A 19,983-nucleotide genomic window follows, 5' to 3' on the forward strand; every position below is an offset into this window, starting at 1 on the left:
CATGTGGCAATTACTTTTAAAATTTAAATTAGAGGAGCTATATAAAAATGAAAAAATATGTACTTTCAGTTTTGGTCGAAGACCATGCAGGCGTTTTGAGCCGCGTTTCAGGCCTTTTCAGCCGCCGAGGATTCAACATCGATTCTCTCACTGTTTGCGAGACCCACAATCCCGGTCAGTCACGCATGACCATCGTTGTTCAGGGCGATGAATATGTTTTGGAGCAGATTAAAAAGCAGCTCTCAAAGCTCGTGGAAGTAATTTCAATCACCCACTGCCACAAAGAAAGCTCAACCCAGCGGGAAATGGCTCTCATCAAGGTTAAGGCAGCAGGAACTGACCGAGCCGTCATCATCGAAACCTGCGAGATTTTCCGCGCCCACATCGTCGATGTTGCCCAGAATTCTGTCATCGTTGAGGCAACTGGTAGCGAAGAAAAAATCGCAAGCCTTATCCGTCTCCTTGAGCCTTACGGAATCCTTGAGCTTTGCAAAACAGGTCTCACCGCAATGGAACGAGGCGAAAAAGTCCTCAAATAAAAAATGAGCGAGCCGGAATCAAGCGAACTCTCAAAAAAAGAATCTTTGCGCCGCGAACTCATGCTTTCGGGCAGCCAGTTCAAGGCCCTTCTTCTCATTTCCCTGCCCCTTGTATTCTATGCCTGCATCGGGCAGATTTTTCAACTGATAGACACTTTCATCGCTTCCAGCATGAGCGCGGAGACGATTTCTACCGTCAGTTTCGTAAACCAGCTGGAAAAAATGCTGATTTCAGTGGCAGCGGCTCTTTCCATCGGCGGCGGCGTTCTTATCGGAAAGAGTTTCGGCTCTGGTGACATGGAAAAAGTCCGCCGTCAAATCAGCACTCTCTTTTTCCTTAGTATTTTTATCGGCACGGCTATTCTTATCATCTTCATTCCCCTTATGTATCCCCTCTTGTGCCTTTTAGGTCTGCCGCCGGAACTCCGCTTTCAGGGGACGATTTATTCTGACCTCGTTGTCGTAAGCCTTATCTTTCAGTTCATCAATACGATTTTCTTTGCGGTACAGAAATCCAGGGGAAACACAAAAATCATCATGTGGGGAAATCTGCTGGTTCTCTTCATAAAAACTTCGCTTAACATGCTCACGATTAGTCTGGTCTCAAAAGGGCTTATCGCCAGCGAAAATGGAATTTACTTTCTTCCAGTCGCGACAATCGCCGCCCATTTTGTCCTCACGATTATCGCCCTCGCAAATTTAAGCTCAAAAAAGACTCCTTTCAGAATCAGCCTAAAAGTCTGCGAGTTCAAGACCACATTTCTTCGCCCCCTCTCAATGATGAGCATTCCGATCTTCTTCGAGAAATTCATCTTCGCTTTCGGAAAAGCCTTCGTCAATTCCCTTTGTGCCAGTATGGGAACGACGGTCGTAGGTGCCTTGGGTGTCAGCGACCGAATTTGCGGACTGGCGACAAATCCAATCACCGGCTTTCAGGAAGCTGAAACTTCGCTAATCTCAAACAATCTGGGCAACAAAAATCTCCGCCGGGCAATTACTTTCCTTTATTATACAATCGCTTTTACGGCGGTCTACTGTCTCTTTTTCTTCGCCCTCACAGGAATTTTCCGCCTGGCCATAATCGGCTCATTCGCAAAGGGAAACGCCGCCTTCGCCGACGAAATCGACCAAATCTACCGCTGGGAACGCTTCGACACGATTTTAAACGCCCTTTATGTCAGCGTCATGGGCTTTCTCTACGCCTTCGGAAAAACAAAAATCAGCATGACCTTAAATATAAGCCGGCTTTTCCTCTTCAGAATCCCGATTTTGCTGATTCTTATGAAAGTTCCCGCCTTCTTCAATGTGCTGGGAATCCAAAGCGTGGGAATCGCCATGTGCCTCTCAAACGGCTTGGTGGGACTCTGTGCCGGAATCGTTGCCTTTTTCATCATAAAAAAAGAGATGAAAAAAATCTGAAATTTTGTTAAGATATTTCCATGGAATTTTACGATATTACTGATGAATTTATCGATGAGCGCACCAAGCGGGCAAAAAAATCTGACACAAAGGAAAAAAAATCCAAAGTAAAATATATTTCTGAACTTGACGGTGAATTCGAATCTTCTGCAAAAAGAAAAAATTCTAAAAATCCTTCAAAAAATCCAATCGCGATTTTTATGCGCATGTCGCCCTTTGGAAAGAAATTCGTACTCGCCCTTCTCGGTCTCTTTATCCTTGCAATTCTTGTCTGTGCTTTTTTGGCTTACTCGGCGACTTTTACCAAAAGCGAGAATGTAAAGCCACTTTCTGACGAAGCACTTATCTCTCTAAACGAAAAACTTGATTCAAGCTACCCGGAGCAGAGAACTGCAATCCTAAAAGAGCTTCCATATTCTGTCACAAAAGCAAATCTTGATGTCTGGGCGGGCTCTGCCATTCTCATTGACGCTTCCAACGGATGCGTTCTATTTGAAAAAAATGCCGATAAAATCATTCCGCCGGCTTCAATCGCAAAACTTTTCGTCATGTACATTGTCTTTAAAGATGTAGAAGCAGGAAGATTCTCCCTTGACGATGTGGTTCCCCTGCCAGAGCGAAGCTGGGCAATCAATATGCCAAGCGACGCTTCCCTCATGTTCTTAGGTCAGGGGCAGATTGTAACTTTGCGGGAACTTTTAAAAGGTCTTGCCGTTGCATCCGGGAACGATGCCGCCCTTGCCGTGGCCGCTTACATTTCTGGCAGCACGAAAGCATTTGTCGAGCGCATGAACGAAGAATGTGCCGCATTGGGGCTGAAGCACACGCATTTTGTGGAGCCAAGCGGCTACGACGAGCACAATGTCACCACCGCAAGAGAACTGGCCGCTTTCTGCTGTGAATACATAAGGCGATTTCCCCAGAGCGTAGAAGAATTCCACTCCGCTCCCAGCATAAAATATCCCCTTGAAAAAAATCTTCCCTCTTGGCAGAAGTCAAAAGGTGACTCATCAGCAATCTATCAGAAAAACACGAATCCACTTTTGGGAGTGATGGAAGGCTGTGACGGAATTAAAACAGGCTTTATCTACGAGAGCCGCTACAATCTCGCCCTCACCGCAAAAAGAAACGGAGTGCGCTATATTTCCGTCACCATGATGGGAACAGGCGTTGGCTCAAAACAGGGAAATGCGGGCCGTGTTCATGACGGCACCGAAATGATGGAATGGGCTTTCTCTTCATTTGCGGATTTTGCCCCGGAAAGCAGTCTACCGGAATTCTACCCTGTGGCAGCCCTTGGCTCAAAAAACACAAACGGAGCCTTCGTAAAACTCATTCCCGCATGGAACAACACGATTACAGTTCCCCACATAAACGGAGAATCCGCCCTTGCCGACGCCAAGGCCGTAAAAGCCACTGTGAGCATACCGAAATTCATTTACGGCGGAGTCGAAGCAGGCAAAGCCTACGGGCAGATTCAATACAAACTTGGGGATGTAGTCCTGGAAACCGTGCCTCTGGTAGCCGACAGAAGCTACGAGCAGGCAGGCTTGTTCGGAAGAATAATAGATTCTCTGGTAAGCTGGCGATTTTAGACTCTGCTCGCCCGGTTCTGTAGCATCAAATCTGCCAGGACAATGGCCGTCATCGCTTCGATTACGGGAACGATTCGCGGACAGAGACAGACATCATGGCGGCCTTCGATTACCAAATCACAGTCAGTATAGGTTCCCGCCTCGTCCACGCTGATTGTCTTCTGGCTCTGGAAAATGCTGGGAACAGGCTTTACCGCCACACGGAAGAAAATATCGTTTCCGTTTGACATTCCCCCTGTGATTCCGCCGGCATTATTGCTTTCAAAAGTTACTTTCCCATTAGAATCAGTACGCATATTGTCATTGTTTACGCTTCCTGTTAAATCCGCCGCTCCGAATCCAGCTCCAAATTCGATTCCTTTGACCGCGCCCACGCTTAAGATTGCCTTGGCAAGTTCTGCGTCAAGTTTTCCGAAGACAGGCTCACCCACTCCGGCAGGAATTCCACTTACACGACAGGCAATAACACCTCCAGCGCTGTCTTTCTTTGAGCGAATTTCTTCGATTTTGGCATTCATTTTTGCAGCCGCCTCATTGTCCGGAGCGCGAAGGGCATTTTCTTCAATCTGGGAAAAATCAACTTTACCAATGGAAACTCCGGCCGCCCTCTCTGTGTATGCGGTGATTTTTATGTCGCCAAGAGATTCGAGGATTTGAAGGGCGATTGCACCCGCCGCGACTCTGGCCGCTGTCTCCCGACCGCTAGAGCGACCGCCGCCCCTGTAATCACGGAAGCCATATTTTGAATAAAAAGAAAAATCCGCGTGTCCGGGTCTGAAAGTCCTTGCAAGATTTCCATAATCCTTTGAATGCTGGCTTGTGTTTCGGATGACGATTCCAATGGGAGTGCCCTCGCTCTTTCCCTCAAAAATGCCGCTTAAAATCTCGGCCTTATCATCTTCCTTTCGGGCAGTGACAGAAGCGTTGTTCTTTCCGCCAAAAGACTGACCGGGCTTTCGCCTGTCGAGAGCGGCTTGTATTTTAGCCTCGTCAATTTTGATTCCGGCGGGAACTCCGTCTACGATGCAGCCCAATCCAGCACCGTGACTTTCGCCGAATGTCGTTACTTTAAAAATCGTTCCGATTGTGTTTTGTGCCATGAAAAGCATTATAACAAAAAAAAGCCGCACTGTCATTTAGTGCGGCTCAATTTCGATTCTATCGCTTATTTTATAGAATCCAGCATTTTCTGGGTGTAAGAAGTCCAGTATTCGCTGTCACAAGAGAATTTGCCCATGCTGTCAACAGTGAACATGAGCGAACCATTTGAATTTTCGCCAATGGTCTTTACTGGATGCACGACGCTCTTTGCCAGGGCTGGAATCTGAGTTTTGATTGCCTGAGCGAACAAGCCTGCGATAATGAAACCGCCCAGCTTGTTGTTGTGAGTGCTGTCGCCTTCAAACATGAGTTTTTTGGCTTCGGAATTGCCCTTGCGGTCAGAATATGCCTTTTCGTAGAGATTCTTCGTAAGCTCAAATCCGTCAATCAAAAGGACTTTTTCTTCTTTTGCAAGCTGGCGCACAGCCGTAACATAGGCATTGTTTTCAGTTGTCTGCGTGCCTGTATTTGTGTCCGTTGAATCGTGATGAGGCCGAATCTTTCCGTCTTCGGTAAAATACTGGCGGGAAACCGGAGTTACGAGAACAGGAGTTGCCCCAGCCTTTTTAGCCACTTCGATATACTGCTTGAGGTACCACTTGTATGTTCCGCCACAATCATAAGAATAGAAAGTCTCGCCATATTTTGAAACATAGCTTGCAGGAGTCGCCACTTTTTTGCCTTCAATAACAGGGTAAATGCCTTTTTTGTCAGGTTTTCCCAAAGGAACATAGCGGTCTTCAAGGTAGCCGGAAGCGTTTGAACAGTCATTGTGACCGAACTGAATGAAGAGATAGTCGCCTTTTGCGATATTTGCCGCAATTTTGTCCAAAGAGCCTTCATTGATGAAGTTTCGGCATGAGCGTCCACCGTTGGCATAGTTCTGAACCGCCACGGCTCCGTTAAAGTAGGCCTGCAAGAATTCACCCCAAGCGCCTTCATTACGAACCTGTCCGCCATTCCACATACCCAATGCGCTGTAATCTTTACAAGTTGAGTCAGAAGCGAGGAATACATTTACCGCACCGTTTACGCGGGGACGGTCAGCGGCGGCATTTGCCGGAATCGCATAGCCTTCATTGATTTTTTTGTCAAGTTTGGCTTCGATGGGCTTTGCTGTGTCACCGGCGCGAGTCTGGGGAAGAATGAGACAACGGATGATTCCGCCGGCGTCATCTCCCTGAATCAAATAAGTTTTGTCGGCAAAGCCCGTGCTCTGCTTTACGAGTACAGATTTTCCGTCTTTATCACGATACCACTTGATAAGAGAAGTATCGTCTTCGTCCGCGTTACCCAATGTGTAATGAAGGGTGATTGTGTGCCCCGGATAAGGCGTGTTGATGTCATCATCGCTCGTGAAGCTTGCTTTCTTTGCCTTAATCTTTACGGATTTTGGCTCACTGTAGAATTCCGGCTTCCACTGACCGAGATAATATTTGACATTAAAATCTTTTGTAATCTGGGGAATCGTGCCTTCTGGTCTGGAAGAAAGATTTACAGGACTTCCAGCCCATGTTGTATTGATTTCGCGGAAGCGGGCATTTTCCGGCTTGTTTCCGCTCATGCTTGTCCAGCCTTCGTCTAAAATCATGCCTTCTGAGCCGAGAACCGTATCCACAAAGGCGACGGCAGCTTCTTTGCCCCAGGGCCGACCAAAATATCCCGGAGCATTCTGGGAATTATCATCATTTGAAATAAGACAATTATAGAAGAGATAGCCCTTGTTTTCGGGATTCGTGCGGTTAGCCGTAATATATCCGCCGACAGCCTTGTCGCTGTAGCCCGCAAAGTGAATCTCACAGTTCTCGAAGACAAAATCACCTCCACCGAAGATGAAATCCGTGTTTCCTTCGATGAAACAGTTTTTCAAATAGCCTTTTGAATCAGAACCAGTGTAGAAAGTATCCTGACTTCCAAGGAATTTACAGTTTTTGAATTCAGCTTCCATTGCTTCAATAGCAATAGCGCAAGAGCGTTCTGTCGCGACTTTTGAGCGGACATCTGAATTGAGTTTTCGCGCGAAGTTGAACGAGCCGTCCATCTCAACTCCATCAGCGATTTCCTCATCAGTCACATATTTATTGAAAGAAGTTTCAAAGGTGATTCCCTCTGCGCGGAATGCTTTTGCATCGCTCTTGATGTAAGTCGCCACACCCCATTTCGCAGGTCCTTTTTTGCCGAATTTGTCATAAGCCAGATCATCGTCATAAAAGCCGTTTTTGTCTACGGAATAATAATTGTAGCCGATTCCGTAGTACCAGGTGAGTTTGACTTCTTTTGCAGGCTCAGCATTTTTGAGGGTGATGTATGGAACATCGATGATGAGCTGGTTTCTGTAAACTCCCGGAGTAATCATGATGGTGATTCGCTCCCGTTCCTGTAAGGGATTCATAGCCTTTGCAGCAGCCACAGCCTCCGCAACAGAAGCATACTGACCGCGTTTTGGGCCGACCCAGAGTTCCCGTTTTGGAGGAAGGGGGCGGATTGTTTTTTCTTTGAGGGAAAGTTTGATGTCTTTAATTATTGCAGAATCATTAACTACAATATGATTGATTGATTTTGCAATTGAAGTCTCACAGATGACTTCATAAGTGCCCTTTCTGAGTTCTACGGAATAATTGAGGGTAGAAACCCGGCCATCGTAAATATAGCCGTCTTCCATATTCTTGAACTGAACGCTTTTTGGAAATTCCTTGATTTCACCGAAGAATTTTCCAGAGACATCAAAGGTCTTTCTGGAAGTGACAGTGATATCCTTCGTAAAGGCCTGAGTTCCTTCAAAAACGACATCGCTGGAAATTTCGTAATCATTTGCGCCTGATATAGAAGCTTTATATTCGACTGAGGGTTCAATCAAGTCTTCAAAAAAATACTCGCCGTTATTCTCTTTGATTTGTGCTTCAACCGGCATATAAACAGAGCCTTTAGGCGGTGTGAGCAGAACTTTTGCACTATCTTGAGGATTAAAGTCTCCTGCAAAACCAGAGATTTTGCCCGAAACAAGGAAAGTCTTCTGCTCAGAGATTGCGATATCTTTTTTAAGAGAAGAGCCAGGCTTAGAGTTTTTTGAATCAAGTCCAAACTGTTTTGAAAGAGGGCTTACACCGTAGCCCTTGATTCCCGTAAAAACCGCCGTGAATGAATATCCGGCCGGAAGATTTGCCTTATACGACTTTCCAGAAAGACTGGCCGCTATTTCCTGATTTGTCTCTTTTACGACAAATTTCAGCTCGCCAGAACCGGCAGGAAGAGATGTGAGGGAACCTGAAACTTCCACACCCGGAGTGCGGACAATTCGATAGTATACAGGCTTTCCTACAGTCGCCTCGCAGTAAACTTTATATGAGCCAGAGGTAAGGGCAATATATGAATAGCGCGTAGACTCATTTGAAATAACCGCGACTTCATCCTGAATATCATTTTTGAGACCTTCAGCATCCACTGAAGAAAAATGGATTTTCTCGTCGCCAGAGTTGCTTAAACGGGCATAAAAAGTAACGACATCGCCGGCCCTTACATTTTTAAGAAGAAGATAGCGCTGTTTTTCGCCACCCTTGCCGTTACAGTACCAGATGCCATTTGCAGAATATCCGTCGTCAAAATCAGCCTTTACATAGCCTTGTGAGCCATAATTCTTTTTTCCGCTGTAATATGCACGGTCGTTCTTAACGAAACTGACTGACAAATCGCCAAAATCAAGCAGGGCATTGTCAGCGATTTTTCCGTCAGCACCAATCAGGGCAAGATTATCGATATCAGAAACAGAAATGTGATTATTGGCACCGTTCTCCTCGACGCCTCCGAAATCCCAGACATCGACCTTACGAGCCTGAGCAGAAATCGCAGAAACCGCCCCGAAAGCAAGCAGCCCCGCAATTAATGTGTGCAGCAACTTTTTCATATAGATTTAACCTCTGAAAAATATTATAGCACAGAAAACAAGGAAAAGACTCGAAAACAGAGGTGGTTATAAAAAAAACTTATTTTAAATCCCGAACAAGCTTAAATTCATAGCCAAAATCTAAAAAATCTCCAATCAGAAGAGAAAGTTTTTCGTAGAGAAAATCACGCCTCGTGCCGTCAGAAAGCCCTACAGTAACAGGAATAATCATGTCAGGCTCTGCGGAATCCACATAGAGTTTGACCAAATCCCTTGCCGAAAGATACCATTTTTTTCCGTCCGCTGCTTTTTCGAGAGTGTAAGAGTCCAGTGAAAGGCGCCCCGCCTCAATATATTTGTATCCGCTTAACTCACCCGCTTTTTTAATTTCGCTGTTTGCCTTATAGAATGGCGCGTGCCACAAAAGGGAAAGTTCCCGCCCGGTGGCCGCATAGAATTCATCTTCGTTTCGGGCCAGGCCTCGGCGAATAAAATTCTCATCAATGATAAAGCCCTTCTCTGTCAAATCTGTCACCGAAAAATACATGGAAGCACAATCGTGACCGCTTTCAATAATCTGCTTGCACTCCTGAGGGTAACGACGGATAAATTCTCCGTTAAGAAAGAATGTCGCCTTGATGTCATAGTTTGCAAGGACTGCTAAGATGTGGGTAAGCCCGTCTGCGCTATCAATTGCGTCAAAAATAAGGGCGAGTTTTTTCCGCTCATCGCTGGGTTTTACGGTCTCCGGGTAGACGGCATAAGAAGTTCCATTCCCTGAAAAATTTCGGATATAAAGGGCATTTTCGTAGAGTTTGTTGTCGGTAAGTCCTGTGTAAACCCGGTACCGGGCATTTTGAACCGCATAAACCGAAACTTCAGCTTTTTTCATAAATTCAAAGGAAGTCCGCGAATCATCTGCGCTAGTCTGCCACACATTTTTAAATGGGTCATAATCATAAAAAGTCGCCTTGTTGGTTGCACTTTGGGCACATACAATGTTTTCTGCGTTGGGCTTCCAGAAAGCAGTGTTAGCCGAAGAAAGAAAAAGCATTTTTCCATCTTTGGGAAAGCGATTGTTCTCAGCCTTCCACTCCCTCACGGTGGATTCGCCACCGATATATAGAAGATTTGAGCCACTCCAAGCATAAGAATAGACTTTTTCGCCAGAAATGCGCCCCAACTCAAGCCAAGTTCCTAAATCGTAGACAAAAGCAAATTTCTGAGAAGCGAAGACGATTTTCCGTCCGTCCGGTGAAAGAAGAGGCCGTGTAGCATTTTCCACCCGAATCAATTCTTTTAAGTCAGAAGAAAGCCTGTATACCGAAGAATTTCGTTTTCCGTCAAGAAGACCGATTAAGTTGACCCAGAGAATCTGGCTTCCGTCCGAGCAAAAAAAGACATCGTAATCAACCGCCGAGGCAGAAATATCTTTGAAAGGTTTTGAATAAACGCTGGTAAAATAAGAAGAAGCCGTGCCGTTGATTTTATAGCTTGAGATAACAGAATTTGCCGAAACCGTAACGATTTGGTTTACTTGCGGACTGACCCAGAATTTATCCTTGTGAGAGTCAAAGCCTATGGGAAGCCGGCCTATGACGATTCCGATTCCCACCACCGGAGAGTAAAGCCCTCTAGTGTAAAGCTCTTTTGCGCTGATTTTGTAGACTAAATCACGGTTTATATAAATAAGATATTTTCCGTTGGCCCATTGCACGCAATTTATCGTGCCCTCGCCGATTTTGCGGAATTCCTCCCCCATCTGCACCTTCTGATAGACAGCTTTTGGGTCACCGAAGTAGAGATTTCCCGCCTTTTCGTAGACAAAAACGGAGCCGTCGCCAGCCCACTTTGCAGGCACTTCGTCGTAATCAAAGTCAGATTTATCGTTGAGAAGGAATTCCTCCAGAGTGGACATGTTTTTAAGGTAAAGCTCACCGCTGGCCGCGTCAGTTTTTTTGACAAAGCAGGCCCATTTTCCGTCTGGGCTTACGGCCTGTGGGAGCATTGCCTTTGCGTCGGCAGGGATTGAATCTTCCCGCTTAATCCATGAAAGAGTTGAGTCGGCAACAGAATAGCGGGCCGTGCCATAACGGTTACGCACCTGCAAGACAGAGCCGTTTGAGAGCAGTTCCATTTTCTCTGGAAAGCAAGTGAGGATTCTGGTTGACTCGGACTGAGTGGCGTCCGCCATAAAAAGAGTTTTGTAAGAGACAGTTCCGCCCAGCTTGTGGTTCACCGTAAAAAGAACCTTGCTCTCCGCGTTTATCTGGGGATTCTCAAATTTTACCTGGGCATGAAGAAAAGTGATGTTGAGAAAAATTAAAATGAGAATTACGATTTTTCTTGACATCATTGCTAATTCCTAATTTCTAATTGCTGATTCCCAATTCTTTAAGGCTGTTTTCAATTTCGGCAATTTTTGATTCGATTTTTTTTACGCGGGCAGTGCGGTCATTTGTCTGTTTTGCCTCCAGCTGACCAAAGACATTTTCGAGAACCATGCGGTCATCCGGCTCAGCGTTCGCAGTTCCGCACCATGGACAATAGAAAAAATTCCTCTGAATCGTTTTTCTGCAATTATTACAAACACATACAAAATCCATAGAAAGCCTCTGTTCCATTGTAACACAGCTTCAGAAGAAAATCATCTTTTTAAAAGAGTAAGCGGATCAACAAGCTTGCCGTTTTTATAGACAGTGAAATGCAAGTGAGGGCCTGTTGAATATCCCGTTGAGCCGACCAAACCGATTTTTGTCGAACTGTCAACGGCTTGTCCCTTTTTAGCGATAATTTTTGTCATGTGACCGTAGAGAGTCTGATAGCCGTTTCCATGGTTGATAATCACATAATTTCCAAATACATTTGACCAGCCGGCATAGACAACAGTTCCGCTCATTGCGGCGCGAATTGGCGTTCCCGTAGGACAAGCCAGGTCGATTCCAGTGTGGCTTGAAGCGACTCCGGTAAAGGGGTCCTTTCTTGGACCAAATCTTGAAGTAAGCCGCCAGCTGGCAGTAATCGGGTAAACGAAAAGCTCTCCCATAGCCTTTTTTAATGAAGTTGCGTCCATTTTTGCGCCTGGGATAAAAAGCTCCATTCCCTTTGAGAGAGTGTCTGAGTCCAAATCATTCGCATCAAGGATTTCCTCTACACTCACATGATATTTCACAGAAAGGGCATTGAGAGAGTCGCCAGATTGAACTTTATAAACCAGTCCGTCAGTCGAAGGAATCTTCAGTTTCTGTCCTGAGCGGAGAGTACGCACATTTGAAATATCGTTTACGGCAATCAAAGTCGAAATATTTGAAAGTCCGAATTTCCGCGAAATCGTACTGATTGAATCCCCTGCCTTTACCGTATAAGTCTGGAAAGTAACTGCCTCACCGATTCTGATTCCGGAAGTTGAGAGAACAGAGCCGTCATCCGAAAGCACATTACCGTTCTCATCAATATTGTCCGTCAGGATTCCGTCCATGGCAAAGCGGGACATGGCAGAATTAAGGGCTTCGAATTCATAATCTGAAGAAAAATCCAAAGGAATCGAAGCCAGATGGCTGTCATAAAAAGAAAGAGCATTAAAAACAGTAAGCGGAACGGTCACAAGGACAAGGCCAAGCGCAAGCATGGAGAAAATTTTTGCAAGACCAGCGATGGCGAATTGTTTTTCTGTTTTTGAAGCAGTTCGTGGAAGGATGACCGAAAAAGAAGGGGCAAGAGACAGCTGACGACCTGCAAGTTTTTTGGCTTTTTTTGAAAATCTCGGAAGAGTAAATGAAAAACTCGGTGAACTTTTTTTAACTGCGCTCGATGCGCCAACGAAACTAATTATCTCCATACATCTTTTATCGGTAAAAAAAAAGTGGTAAATTAGTAAAATGAAAAATTAGGAATGAGGAGTCAGAAAATCAGGAGTGTACGATGGCGGTCCCGTGCTTTTGCACGGTCGCTATGTTCGCCCTTCGCTCACGCTCATACCGCTTCGCACTGCTTCGGGGCTGCCAGCGCTACCGCATTTTTTATGGAAAACAGTTTTTTCTCACCGAAATCAAATAAATTTCTCTATTTCATAATCTGTATCGGTCTTTTAGTCGGTCTCTTTCTCAAGCTCTTTGTCTTTGAAATTCTCACTGTCTCAGGTGAATCAATGTATCCAAGCATAAAAGACGGAGACAAAATTTTAATAAACAAAGTCGCTTACGGAATCGTGGAGCCTTATGGCGATGAGCTTTTGTGCAGCTGGAATCACCCAGAACGCGGCGACATAGTCATCTATCTGTATAACAATAAAATAGTCGTGAAAAGATGCCTTGCGGTCAGTGGAGATACGCTAGAAGTCTTTAGCGATAGTGAGTATAATTATACATTAAAGGTGGGAGATTCCAGCATCAGGCTTAACCAGAGCCAGTATCTTAATCTCAAAAATTCTGTTTCTGTACCGGAAGGCTACATTCTCGCAATCGGTGACAATCATGAAGTTTCCGTTGATTCACGCACTTACGGATTTGTTTCCGAAAAGAATGTATTAGGAAAGGTTATATGCAAGTAAACGGCTATATCAAAAAAGGTCCGCTCATTTTCCTCATTATATGTGCAATTCTTTTTTCATCTTATGTTCTCATAGAATACGGTTTTTTTGCAGTCACAGAACCACCAGCTCCACTGGCAGAACAAGAAGATGTCCAGCGCGGATCAATCCTTGACCGTAACGGAAAAGCCCTCGCCGTTCCCACTGCATTCTATCACTTCGGGGCCTCACCCCAATCCATCAAAAACAAAGAAGAATTTGCTCAAATTGTCGGACCGATTTTAAATGAGAGCGAAAAATCAATCATTGACCTTCTCAAAAAAAACGAAAATTCCTCTTTCGTTTACATTAAAAAGAAAATCGACTCAAACACTTACGAAGAATTGCGCAAAGCATGCAGCAAAAGCGGTTATTCTGCCGTGGTAAAATTCGACAAACTCCCCGGCAGGGTTTATCCGGAGAACGAACTTGCTTCTCAGCTCATCGGATTCGTAGGCGCAGACGGCCAAGGCTTAGCAGGAATCGAATATTCAATGCAAGAAACTTTGCTTCCTTCTCAAAAAGAAGGCGAAAATCCTATTCAAGGCAAAAATATTTACCTTACGATTGACGCGAATTTGCAGTCAAATCTTGAAAAAATCGCTCACGAGGCAATGGAAACGACTCAGGCCGAATCCATGATGCTGATTGCAGCCGAAGCAAAAACAGGAGAAGTGCTTTCTTACATCAGCTTGCCATCCGCAAACCTCAATGACTTCTCAAGCGCGTCAAAAACAGAATTAAAAAACAAGCCTGCCAGCGACAGTTACGAGCCAGGTTCTGTCTTCAAGATTTTCTCCGTTGCTTCATTTTTGGACACGGATTCAATCACCACAAAAGACATTTTCAACTGTGACGGCATTTATTCTAAAAAAACAGGGCGCGAAACCATCAGAATCACCTGTCTCGGTCATCATGGATGGGAAACTGCTCGCGAAGCCCTTAAATATTCATGCAATGACGCACTGGCACAAATGAGCGAAAAAATAGACTCTGAGCCATTCCTTGCAAAACTCCACCAGCTAGGCTTCGGTGAACGCCCCGGAACAGAAATTTCAGGCGAAACACCGGGAGTTTTACGCAATCCAAACGACCGACTCTGGTCTGCCCGCTCAAAACCCACGATCGCAATCGGTCAGGAAATTACAGTAAGCGCCTTGCAGATGGTTCAAGCAGCAACGGCAATCGCTAATGGTGGCATTCCAGTGCAGCTCACTTTCGTAAACAAAATTACCGATTATGAAGGCCGCGAAGAATTTGTACACACACCGGCGCTACGAAATCGAGTTTTCAAAAAAGAAACCACTGACTATATTCTCGACTGTATGGAAACTGTTGCCACCAGCGGTACGGGCGCAAAATCTCGTCTTGAAGATGTCTCAATGGGCGTAAAAACAGGAACGGCTCAAATGGCAGACCCTGTAACAGGCGGTTATTCAACCACTGATTTCGTCTCCAACTGTATGGCGATTTTCCCAATTGAAAACCCAGAAATCATTCTCTACATCGTCATCGAAAAAGCAAAGGGCGAGACTTATGCAGGCCGAATCGTTGCCCCAGTCATCAAGCAGGCCGCGGATGTCATCATTGACCATCTTGGCATGAGTCGCGGAAAAGCTTCCAGCCTAGCCCATTCAGGACAGGTCTCTATCGCGGGCACAAAGCCAATCGCCCTTGAAGGCACTGTTCCCGACTTCCGTGGTATGCCAAAAAGGCAGCTGCTGCCCTTGCTCAACTACAAAAATATCCGCATTAAAATCAACGGCGACGGCTGGGTAAAAACGCAAGATCCAGCCCCAGGCACGCCACTTTCGGAGAACATGGAAATTGAACTCTATCTGGAATAAAAATCTTCTTCTTTTTATGCGCCGATTTCCTGACTTGGCGCGCATGTTCTCTCTCAATTCTGAATCCGACATTCCAGAAGATATTCCCGGCCATCTTATAGCCCCTCTGGAAATTCTTCCCTCAAAACAAGGAATCCTTACGGCAAAAGACAGCGGAAAACTGCTTCATTCCCTTTACAATCCCATTCGCGAGGCAGAACAGGCGGCTCGCAGCGCAAAATCTTCAATTACAGATTGTTATGGCTGCGCTTTTTTTTCTTTCGGGCTAGGCTACGCGGCTCTTTCTTACGCCGCCCTTTTTCCAAATGACACTCTTATCTTAGTCGAAAACGATCCCAGATATTTTTTTACAGCCCTTTCCCTTGTCGATTGGTCGCCGATTTTCTCCATAAAAAACTGCATTATCGCCTTAGGAACAGGTGTTGACTCCGTTGTCTCCCTTATCGAAAACACAGGCGGAATCAAGCACACAGCTCTTCTCGAAAACCCGGCCCAGTCTGCCCATTCCGCAGATTATTTTTCGGCATTACGCTCTCTTATTGAGCGAAACCGCCGCAAAGTTGAGATTAACGCCTCTACTCTGGAAAAGTTCTCCACTCTCTGGCTAAAAAACACCTGCAAAAACCTGAAATATCTTAAATATTTGGATGGCATTTCAATTTTTCAGGATTCCTGCCCGCCCTTTCTCCCTGTGGTAATTCTTGCGGCGGGGCCTACTTTAGAGGGAATTCTCCCTCACCTTGCGCAAATCAAAAAACGGGCGATTCTTGTCGCCGTGGACACAGCCCTGCGCGCCTGCCTGCGCTCTGGAGTTGAGCCGGATTTTGTCGTGCTGGCTGACCCACAATATTATGCCTACCGCCACATTGCAGGGCTTTCCTCTCCATCAAGCATTCTAATCACAGAAAGTGCGGCTTATCCCGCCGTCTACCGCTTCAAATGCAAAAAAATTGTCTTGTGCGCATCCCTTTTCCCACTGGGTCAGTATATCGAGTCAAAAATCGGGAGCAAGGGTGCGCTCGTGGCAGGCGGTTCGGTCTCAACGACGGCATGGGATTTTGCCCGCTTCATCGGAGCAAAAGAAATTTTCTGCGCCGGCCTTGATTTGGGCTATCCTCACTTTCAGACCCACATCCGCGGCTCAACCTTTGAAGAGAATATTCACACAAAATCAGGACGGCTCTCCCCGGCAGAAGAACTTGGCTCTTCCCTCTTGTTTGGCGCCGACATTCAAAAGGCAAGCGATTACAAAGGCGAAAGAATCCTAACCGACAGCAAAATGAAAATGTTCGCCTGGTGGTTTGAGAGCAAGGCCGAAGAGTTCAAGGACTCAATAAAAAGCTACTCCCTCTCAGAAAATTCCCTTAAAATCCCAAATTTCTCGGTCAAAAACATTGGAGAATTGCTCGCCCGACCGGAACTTTCCTCTCAAAAAGAAGAATTCTTCAAAAAGTGCGATGCAAGGAGAATAGGGAGCGACCACGATTGCGGGGGCAAAACCAGTGAGTCAGCAAAAGCGGAAATTTTCGACGCAGCCCTTGAAAATCTCAAAGCAGGGCTTGAAGAACTCTACTCCACCGCAAAAAAAGGCATTCGTCTCGCCGAGCAGGGGCTTCTCTCTCAAAATCCAGGCGCGTTTCTCACGGATCTTTCCAAAATCGACTCTCAGATTCTTCATTCTGAATACAAAGAAATCGCTTCCCTGGTCTTCCCCACCGAAAAAAAACTGGCCGCCCTTTTTGAAAATCTCACGCCAATGCGCGATGAAATCAAGGCTTCATTCCAAAAGTCAAAAATCATCTACAAAGAACTTATGAATGGAATCACGCTATATCAGGCGCATTTAACTTAAGTACAGAAAAATTCCCCCTAATTCGTTTTTTTTTCTAAAGTCTCGCCACCAGCAAGCCGAAAATAATAATGTACCGCACAGTACAGGATGTGCCCTTTTTTCGGGCAGAACATCCAGACACCCTGTACCGTGGAAATGTGATTCTTGTAGCTGTGAAATGCAAGATGTTGCATTTTTTGGTCTCCATGATTTTGAAAGACAAAGAGCGTGTAAGGCTTTTTGTCTTTTTTATTTTAAAGGTCATTCAGCACACATTCAAGATTTTCACACTTTATGCCGATATTAAGAACGGAGATTTATATGACTTCGTTTTCAGTAGCAGAATTAAAAGACGGACAGCATTTTCCTGGCCGAGTTATTCTCGACAAGAACTTTGTCCTTCTCGATGGTAACCTTTCTTTCTCAAAGACATTACAATCTCGACTCGTTGAATGGGGATTTAAAGAAATTCACTGTGAAGCAGAAGCCCCGTCTACACCCATAAAATCTCAGCCAGTTTCCACAGATACATCTGAACCAGTTGATTTAGACATTGACGCCCTGAATCAGGAATATGAAAACAAAACAAAAACCCTGAACTCAGCATTAAAAGTCTCCGTAGCAAAGGCTGAACAGTCAATAAAATCATTCCCCAATAAAAACCGAATGGAAATAGTAACCGGAGTTTACAATGATTTTCTTGATTATACGCAAAAAGTCTTTACCCGCTATGTCACCCATCAGGAATTAAACATCGATGATTTATCCGAATCGATTTCCCTTCTCATTGATTTTGTTAAAGAAAACAAAAAATATTTGCTGAGAATACAACCAACGGAAGAGCATAAACTCGACAAGAATTTCCTCACAAGCCACTGTTTGCGCTCGACGATTATCGCAATCGTTATCGCACTTCAGATTAAAATGCCGCCTGCAAAAATCATAGAACTGGGAGTTGCGGGCCTTGTGCATGAAATCGGTCAGATAAAACTTCCTCCGCAGCTTTACCTCACAGACAAGCCGCTTTCACCACAGGCTAAAAATCTTCTTGCGACACATACAGTTCTCGGATTCAATATTGTCAAGGAAGCAGGCTTTCCACTTCCTATTCAAGTTGGAATTCTTGAGCATCATGAAAGGGAAAACGGTCAGGGCTACCCGCGTCATTTACCAGGAAACAAAATCTCTGCCTACGGAAAGATTCTTTCGGTGGCGTGCAGTTATGAAGCAATTACTTCTCCGCGTCATTATAAAGCAGCACGCTCTCTCTATGAGGCCACGATTGAAATGCTCATGAATAAGAACAAGCAATATGATGATATCGTTCTCAGGGCGCTTGTATCTGCAGTCTCCCTCTTTCCAATCGGAACCTATGTCTATCTCGCAAACGGAAAAATCGCGCAAGTCTCGGAAAGCAATCCGGCAGATCCGCGATTGCCAATGGTTGAGCTTGTCGGCGAAAAAAATGAGCTTGGAAATCCAAAAACAATCATTACTGACAATGATAAATATAAAATCGTCCGCGTCTTAAACAAAGAAGAACTGAAAGGCGTTCAGGCCTATATAAACAATTAGTTGAAGAAAGCCCTGATTTTTTCAGCTTCCTCGTAAAACTGTTCGTCCAGACGGGGCGGATTTTTCGTAAAATAAAGGATTTGCTGGAGCTCGTCGGGATTTCTCGCTCCCCAAAGCGGAACTACATTCTCAAAAGGCAAAAAATATCCCAGTGCAAGGGGAAGATTTGTAAGAACACCGCCGCACAAAGGCTGCATAGCGATAAAACCTATGTCTTTTTCGTAAAAACGCCGGGTCAGATTTTCCACGCTCTCAGGGCAAAGCATGTTAAAAGGAAACTGAATCGTCTCCCAGCCCGCGTCAGAATACAAAACACGCTCGGCCAAATCCATAGAATCAGTGACTATTCCAAAGTGGCGGATAAGGCCAGAAGATTTTAATTCGACAAGTTTTTCAATGATTTCAGTGCCGTCGTTGATTTTAGGAAGGTTCTCAGGATTTTCAAGCTGATACAAATCGATGTAGCCAGTCCCCAGATTGCGAAGGCTCACATCCACATCGATTGCAAGCTCTCCCCCGTTGCGAGGAGAGCTTTTCGTGGCGATAAAAACATTTTCCCGCACATCGGAAAGTGCCGCCCCCAGCCGTCGCTCGCTTTCAGGAGCTCTGGTAGAAGTGTCAAAGAAATTCACACCGTCTTCGTAAGCCATGCGAACCATCTGATGAGCAAGTTCAGGGTCTTCAATATCCCCAATCCGCTGGGCACCAAATGCCGACCGAGAAACCAATAAATTAGACTTACCAAGCGAGATGTAATCCATAATTCAATTCATAATTCAAAATGCACAATGCATAGATGACAGAAAAAAAGGCCTGAAACTATGCATTGTGAATTAAGCATTATGCATTACCTTTCTACAGGCTTGTAGTTTTTGATAGCGGTGAAGAGGAAGGTGTGCAGGTCTTCAATTTTGACCCTCTCCTGCTCCATGCTGTCTCGGAAACGGACGGTGACGGTGCCGTAGTTTTTGTTTTCTGAGCCGTCGTCGTTCTTTTCGTTGATTGTGTCGTAGTCAACTGTAACGCAGAAAGGAGTTCCGACCTCGTCCTGACGGCGATAGCGCTTACCGACAGTGCCGCTCAAGTCGTAGTCAGTTACGAAATCCTCTTTGAGCATGTGCTGGATTTCCTTTGCCTTTTCTGCAAGGCCGTCTTTCTTCATGAGAGGAAGCACGGCGACAGTAATCGGAGCCAGTTTCGGATGCAGGTGGAGGACTGTTCGATAGTCTTCTTTTCCGTCTTTGCCCACATTTTCTTCTTCGTAAGCCTCGCAAAGGAACATGAGGAAGTTGCGGTTAAGGCCGGCTGAGGTTTCGATTACATAAGGAATGAACTTTTTGTTTCCGTCTTCCTGATCGATGTAGCTCATGTCCTTCTTTGAATATTCCTGATGCTGGCTCAAATCGAAGTCCGTGCGGCTGTGGACTCCCTCAACCTCTTCAAAGCCAATGGGGAAGTTGTAGGTGACATCGTAAGCGTCTTTTGCGTAGTGGGCCAGCTTGTCGTGGTGATGCCATTTGAGGTTTTTCTCGGCGATACCGTATTTGAGGTAGAAATTCCAGCGGTCTTTTCTCCATCGCTCGAAAGTCTCGTCCTCAGTGCCCGGCTTACAGAAATATTCCATTTCCA

The 19,983-nt window shown here is 45.3% G+C and carries 14 protein-coding genes; 7 read left to right on the top strand and 7 right to left on the bottom strand.

Annotation, left to right across the window (positions count from 1 at the left end; translation table 11 throughout):
* The first annotated feature begins 47 nt into the window (after window positions 1-47).
* The 3 genes from ilvN to B2089_RS03185 are packed head-to-tail and all read left to right on the top strand — an operon-like array spanning window position 48 to window position 3,553.
* Window positions 48-539 carry an acetolactate synthase small subunit gene (ilvN, locus tag B2089_RS03175; protein WP_296325625.1) on the top strand — a complete coding sequence of 164 codons (492 nt, stop codon included), beginning with the start codon at window positions 48-50 and terminating at the stop codon, window positions 537-539.
* Between the two features lie 3 nt (window positions 540-542).
* Entirely contained in the window at window positions 543-1,958 is a 1,416-nt protein-coding gene (locus B2089_RS03180; protein WP_296325624.1) for an MATE family efflux transporter, read from the top strand.
* 20 nt (window positions 1,959-1,978) lie between these two features.
* Window positions 1,979-3,553, top strand: a complete 1,575-nt coding sequence (locus B2089_RS03185) for a D-alanyl-D-alanine carboxypeptidase family protein (RefSeq protein WP_296325622.1) — start codon at window positions 1,979-1,981, stop codon at window positions 3,551-3,553.
* On the opposite strand, the gene aroC is transcribed toward B2089_RS03185, so the two are convergent.
* From aroC to B2089_RS03210, 5 genes are all read right to left on the bottom strand, one after another.
* Window positions 3,550-4,653: a chorismate synthase gene (gene aroC / locus B2089_RS03190; protein WP_296325620.1), complete on the bottom strand. Its 1,104-nt coding sequence runs from the start codon at window positions 4,651-4,653 to the stop codon at window positions 3,550-3,552. The genes B2089_RS03185 and aroC overlap by 4 nt on opposite strands.
* A 65-nt stretch (window positions 4,654-4,718) precedes the next feature.
* Entirely contained in the window at window positions 4,719-8,555 is a 3,837-nt protein-coding gene (locus tag B2089_RS03195) for a pectinesterase family protein (protein WP_296325619.1), read from the bottom strand.
* 79 nt (window positions 8,556-8,634) lie between these two features.
* Window positions 8,635-10,890: a polysaccharide deacetylase family protein gene (locus B2089_RS03200; protein WP_296325617.1), complete on the bottom strand. Its 2,256-nt coding sequence runs from the start codon at window positions 10,888-10,890 to the stop codon at window positions 8,635-8,637.
* Between the two features lie 16 nt (window positions 10,891-10,906).
* Entirely contained in the window at window positions 10,907-11,140 is a 234-nt protein-coding gene (locus B2089_RS03205) for a hypothetical protein (protein ID WP_296325615.1), read from the bottom strand.
* Between the two features lie 41 nt (window positions 11,141-11,181).
* Window positions 11,182-12,372, bottom strand: a complete 1,191-nt coding sequence (locus tag B2089_RS03210) for a peptidoglycan DD-metalloendopeptidase family protein (RefSeq protein WP_296325613.1) — start codon at window positions 12,370-12,372, stop codon at window positions 11,182-11,184.
* Window positions 12,373-12,555: 183 nt separating this feature from the next.
* On the opposite strand from B2089_RS03210, the gene lepB reads away from it, so the two are divergent.
* From lepB to B2089_RS03230, 4 genes are all read left to right on the top strand, one after another.
* Window positions 12,556-13,083, top strand: coding sequence for a signal peptidase I (lepB, locus tag B2089_RS03215; RefSeq protein WP_296325611.1), 528 nt, complete (start codon window positions 12,556-12,558; stop codon window positions 13,081-13,083).
* Window positions 13,074-14,948, top strand: coding sequence for a penicillin-binding protein (locus B2089_RS03220; protein ID WP_296325609.1), 1,875 nt, complete (start codon window positions 13,074-13,076; stop codon window positions 14,946-14,948). The genes lepB and B2089_RS03220 overlap by 10 nt, the downstream gene beginning before the upstream one ends.
* Window positions 14,929-16,800 (top strand): 6-hydroxymethylpterin diphosphokinase MptE-like protein, encoded by a 1,872-nt coding sequence (locus B2089_RS03225; protein WP_296325607.1) that lies wholly within the window; start codon window positions 14,929-14,931, stop codon window positions 16,798-16,800. Before B2089_RS03220 ends, B2089_RS03225 begins: the two co-directional genes overlap by 20 nt.
* A 300-nt stretch (window positions 16,801-17,100) precedes the next feature.
* Window positions 17,101-18,354: an HD-GYP domain-containing protein gene (locus B2089_RS03230; protein ID WP_296325604.1), complete on the top strand. Its 1,254-nt coding sequence runs from the start codon at window positions 17,101-17,103 to the stop codon at window positions 18,352-18,354.
* Here B2089_RS03230 and B2089_RS03235 read toward each other — a convergent pair.
* Window positions 18,351-19,115 (bottom strand): aldo/keto reductase, encoded by a 765-nt coding sequence (locus B2089_RS03235; RefSeq protein WP_296325602.1) that lies wholly within the window; start codon window positions 19,113-19,115, stop codon window positions 18,351-18,353. The genes B2089_RS03230 and B2089_RS03235 overlap by 4 nt on opposite strands.
* Window positions 19,116-19,201: 86 nt before the next feature.
* Window positions 19,202-19,983 (bottom strand): His/Gly/Thr/Pro-type tRNA ligase C-terminal domain-containing protein (locus tag B2089_RS03240; protein ID WP_296685864.1); only part of this gene is annotated, 782 nt, incomplete at its 5' end.

This window comes from Treponema sp. UBA3813 (genome assembly GCA_002368605.1).
In the GTDB taxonomy this organism is placed as follows: Bacteria; Spirochaetota; Spirochaetia; order Treponematales; family Treponemataceae; genus Treponema_D.